Source organism: Planctomycetota bacterium (assembly GCA_038746835.1).
Lineage (GTDB): Bacteria > Planctomycetota > Phycisphaerae > Tepidisphaerales > Tepidisphaeraceae > JBCDKH01.
In genome coordinates this window covers 1-4,252 of record JBCDKH010000249.1, presented here as the reverse complement: position 1 = coordinate 4,252, position 4,252 = coordinate 1, and the positions used below count along the sequence as shown (strand labels likewise).

Here is a 4,252-nt window from a genome sequence, read left to right as displayed (position 1 = left end):
CCTTCTACCGCGCTAAGCCGATCGAAACGATCGACGCCAACATCGGCGGGCTGCGTCGGCTGCTCGATCGCGCCGCAAGCCAGAGCACCAAGCCGCGCGGCATCCTCTTCTACAGCTCCAGCGAGATCTACGGCGACCCCGAGATCATCCCGACGCCGGAAGACTACCGCGGCAACGTCTCCTGCACCGGACCCCGCGCCTGCTACGACGAGGCCAAGCGCTTCGGCGAAACGATGTGCGTCGTCTGGGCCAAGCATCACGGCCTGCCGATCAAGGTCGCTCGCCCGTTCAACAACTACGGCCCGGGCCTGAAGCTCGACGACCGCCGCGTTGTCAGCGACTTCGCCCGCGACGTGCTCGCCGGTCGCGACATCGAAATGCTTTCCGACGGCACGGCCACGCGGACGTTCTGCTACGTCTCGGACGCCGTCGTCGGTTACTTCAAGGTGCTCGCCAGCGGCCGAGACGGTGAGGCGTACAACGTCGGCATCGAAGAGCCGGAAGTCGCCATCGGCGACTTTGCTCGTGCGATGGCGGAGGCCGGTCGCGACCTCTTCGACTACGCAGGCAAGGTTGTCACCGCACCACCACCCGACGCCGATTACCTCAAGGACAACCCGAACCGCCGCTGCCCGGTGATGACCAAGGCCCGCGAAGAGCTCAGCTTCGATCCGCAAGTCGGCCTCGACGAAGGCCTTCGCAAGCTCCTCGCCTGGTACGCCGAACACCCGGCGACGGATGAGGAGACGGTTTAGATGAACGTCACGATCATCGGCACCGGCTACGTCGGACTCGTCAGCGCCGCCTGCTACGCGGAGCACGGGCACGACGTCGTGTGCGTCGATGTCGACGAACGCAAGGTCGAGGCGGTGAACGCCGGGCGAGCGTTCCTGCACGAGCCGGGTCTCCAGGAGCTGCTCGATCGCAACGTTCCTGATCGATTGACAGCAACGACCGATCTGCCGGCCGCCGTCGCTCGCAGCGAGTTGGTCATGGTCGCCGTGCCGACGCCCTTCGACGCGCGAAGTGGGCGAATCGACTTGAGCTACGTGCTTCGCGCCGCTCAGGACGTCGGAGCAGCGCTTGAGTCCGGGCCGCGAAAGTCGGTGATTCTCAAGAGCACCTGCGTCCCGGGCACCACGCTCGACTCCTTTCACAAGGCCGTCGCGCGGAACGCCCGCTGTGACTTCGGCGTCGGCAGTTGCCCGGAGTTTCTCAGCGAAGGCACGGCAGTCGACGACTTTCTGTCGCCGGACAGGCTTGTGCTTGGTGAAAGCGACCCCGTGGTCGCCAAGGCACTGCGCGATCTGCACGCGGGCTTCGAAGGTGTCCCGCTCATCGAGACCAACCCGACCACGGCCGAGGCGATCAAGTACGCGAGCAACGCCTTTCTCGCAACGTGCATCAGCTTCGCCAACGAAGTCGCCGACGCGTGCGAGGCGGCCGGTGACGTCGATGCCAACGAGGTGATGCGCGGCGTCCACCTGTCGCGCTACCTCACGACCGACGGCACGACGGCACCGATCGCGTCGTTCCTCATGCCGGGCTGCGGCTACGGCGGATCGTGCCTGCCGAAAGACGTCGCAGCGTTGGCCGGTTTCCTGCGTCAGAACGATCGCATCCCACGCATGCTCGACGCGGTCGCGACGACCAACGACACCCGCGGGATCGCGCTGGTCGATCGTGTCGCTCGACAGCTCGGAACGCTCACCGGCAAGCGCGTCGTCGTCCTCGGTACGGCATTCAAGCCGGGAACCGGCGACCTTCGAACCAGCCCCGCCGAGCCGATCATCGACGCGTTGCTCGATGCCGGTGCCGTCGTGACGACGCACGACCCGCTTGCGAACGAGGCGACACGCGAGCGCTTCGAAGGCCGCATCGACGTGACGGACGATGCCGCGGCTGCCGTCCGTTCAACGGATGCGGTGATCCTCTGCACGGCATGGTCCGAGTACAAGGCACTGCCGGCGTGGCTTACGGGACTTGCCTCTCAGCCCGTCGTTGCCGACGGGCGACGGCTGCTCTCGCCGGACAGTGTGGACCACTACGTCGGCGTGGGCTTGAGTCGCACCGGCAAGCCGCCGATGAGGAGTGCGGCATGAGCGCTCCCCGACCCGGCCACGCCGGAAGCACCGACACGACCCCCAAGCCGCGCGGGCTCAAAGTCGTGCTGTTCTGCGGCGGACAGGGTCTTCGCATCCGCGACTATGACCACCGCGTCCCCAAGCCCATGGTGCCCGTCGGCTACCGGCCTGTGCTGTGGCACATCATGCGGTGGTACGCCCACTACGGGCATCGTGACTTCATCCTCTGCCTCGGGCATGGTGCAGACGTCATCAAGCGCTACTTCCTCGACTACGACGAGACCGTTACCAACGACTTCGTACTGAAGCCGCAGAACAGCTCACGCGTCGGACGTCGACAAACAGATGGCGCAGCTCGGCACGAAGTCGACCTCGTGACCGATGACACCAGCGACTGGTCGATCGGTTTTGTCGACACCGGCACAAACGCCCAGATCGGTGAACGCCTGACCGCGGTCCGCGAGTACCTGGGCGACGACGAGTGGTTCCTGGCCAACTACGCCGATGGCCTGAGCGACTTAGATCTCCCGGCCATGATCGCCGACACGCAGGAGAAGTTCGCCCAGAACGAGACAGCTGCCAGCTTCATGAAGGTCCGGCCGAGCCAGTCGTTCCACTGCGTCGAGACAGACAAGCAGGGCACGGTCCGCGGACTGCACGACGTCAAAAAGCAGGACATCTGGATCAACGGCGGCTACTTCTGCCTGCACCGGTCGCTCTTCGACGTCTTGGGCGAAGGCGAAGATCTTGTCGGCGATGCGCTGCCTCGCCTCGCGTTCGAAGGCCGCCTGGCCGCATGGCAACACGACGGCTTTTTTGCGGCGATGGATACGTTCAAGGAACAGCAGCATCTGTCCAGCTTGCACCAGGAAGGCAACGCCCCGTGGGAAGTCTGGCGACCCGAGAAGCGCCAGGAGCGTGACCGCGCTGTCGCCGCACGCCAGTCGTCCAAGCCTTCTGTTGCGGCATAGCGGTCGTTCCACAAATGATCCGGCTCGCCAACATTGCCAAGCTGCGTCGCGTGCTGGTCATCGGTGCGCACAGCGACGATCCGGAGATCGGTTGCGGTGCCACGCTCATCCGCTTGCTACGCGACGTCCCGGACCTTGTCGTCCGGTTCGACATTCTGTGCGGACGCGACATGCGCGGAGACGAAGCGGTTGCCTCGGCAAACAAGCTCTTCGACGGACGCGAAGGGTGTGAGATCGTGACGCACGATTTCCACGACGCGCACCTTCCGGCCGACTGGTCGAACGTGAAGCTCGCCGTCTCAGCAACCCGGCCGTTTGAGCCGGATCTCGTGCTGACGCATCGGCCCGACGACGCCCACCAGGACCATCGACTTCTTGGCGAGGTCGTCGGGCAGACGTTTCGCGATCACCTGATCTACCACTTCGAGATCGCCAAGTACGATGGCGATCTCGGACAGCCCAACGTCTTCGCTCCGGCAACAAAGGAGGACGTCGACGCCAAGTGTCGACTTCTGGACACGTTTGTGTCTCAGCGTGACAAGCACTGGTTCGACGACGAAACGTTCAAGGGCCTGATGCGTTTGCGTGGGCTCGAGTGTGCGTCGCCAACCGGCTACGCCGAGGCGTTTCACTGTCGAAAGGCGTTGCTGTGACAACGCCACGCGAGAATGTGCTGCTGGCAGCGTTCGGCTGCGAACCTGGCCGCGGAAGCGAGGCCGCGATCGGTTGGAAGAACGCGTGCGCGATCGCACGACACCGCCCAGTGTGGATTCTGACCCACCCGCGACATCGCGAGCCTCTCGACAAGGGCATCGCCGAGTGGAACCGGGATGCGAGTGTCATGCCGATGCACGTGCGCTACGTCGACGTCGTTCGGCCGTTGCGATCGTGGGCAGACTCGAAGGCGTTCGGCTTCAACATTCACTACTACGCATGGGTCAAAGCCGCCGCTCGCGAGGCGCTCAAGTTGCACCGCGAGGTCGGTTTCAGTGTTGCGCAGCACGTGTCACTCTCCCGCTGGTGGATGCCGTCACCCGCAGCTGTGCTGGCCAGCCGTGGCGTGCCGTTCGTCTGGGGACCTGTTGGTGCCGGCGAAGTGATGCCGCTGGCGTACCGAGGTGGCATTGGGCTGGGCGGGCACATGAAGGAGATCAGCCGCTGGCTAGCGCGGGAGACTTTCCGGCTCGACCCCGGTCT

The 4,252-nt window shown here is 64.8% G+C and carries 5 protein-coding genes; all 5 read left to right on the top strand.

Annotated features, from left to right (window positions below; genetic code table 11):
* On the top strand, positions 1-755 hold a 755-nt coding region (locus AAGI46_16045; GenBank protein MEM1013720.1), incomplete at its 5' end, for an NAD-dependent epimerase/dehydratase family protein.
* A complete protein-coding gene (locus tag AAGI46_16040) occupies positions 756-2,102 on the top strand; it encodes a UDP-glucose/GDP-mannose dehydrogenase family protein (protein ID MEM1013719.1) in 1,347 nt (448 codons plus the stop codon). It begins immediately after the preceding gene.
* Positions 2,099-3,055 (top strand): sugar phosphate nucleotidyltransferase, encoded by a 957-nt coding sequence (locus AAGI46_16035; GenBank protein ID MEM1013718.1) that lies wholly within the window; start codon positions 2,099-2,101, stop codon positions 3,053-3,055. The genes AAGI46_16040 and AAGI46_16035 overlap by 4 nt, the downstream gene beginning before the upstream one ends.
* A gap of 14 nt (positions 3,056-3,069) precedes the next feature.
* Positions 3,070-3,708 (top strand): PIG-L deacetylase family protein, encoded by a 639-nt coding sequence (locus AAGI46_16030; GenBank protein MEM1013717.1) that lies wholly within the window; start codon positions 3,070-3,072, stop codon positions 3,706-3,708.
* Positions 3,709-3,818: 110 nt separating this feature from the next.
* On the top strand, positions 3,819-4,252 hold a 434-nt coding region (locus AAGI46_16025; GenBank protein MEM1013716.1), incomplete at its 3' end, for a hypothetical protein.

Excerpts from the sequence above, each read along its gene's own strand:
- AAGI46_16040 (MEM1013719.1), top strand. The coding sequence starts at position 756 with ATGAACGTCACGATCATCGGCACCGGCTACGTCGGACTCGTCAGCGCC.
- AAGI46_16035 (MEM1013718.1), top strand. The coding sequence starts at position 2,099 with ATGAGCGCTCCCCGACCCGGCCACGCCGGAAGCACCGACACGACCCCC.
- AAGI46_16030 (MEM1013717.1), top strand. The coding sequence starts at position 3,070 with ATGATCCGGCTCGCCAACATTGCCAAGCTGCGTCGCGTGCTGGTCATC.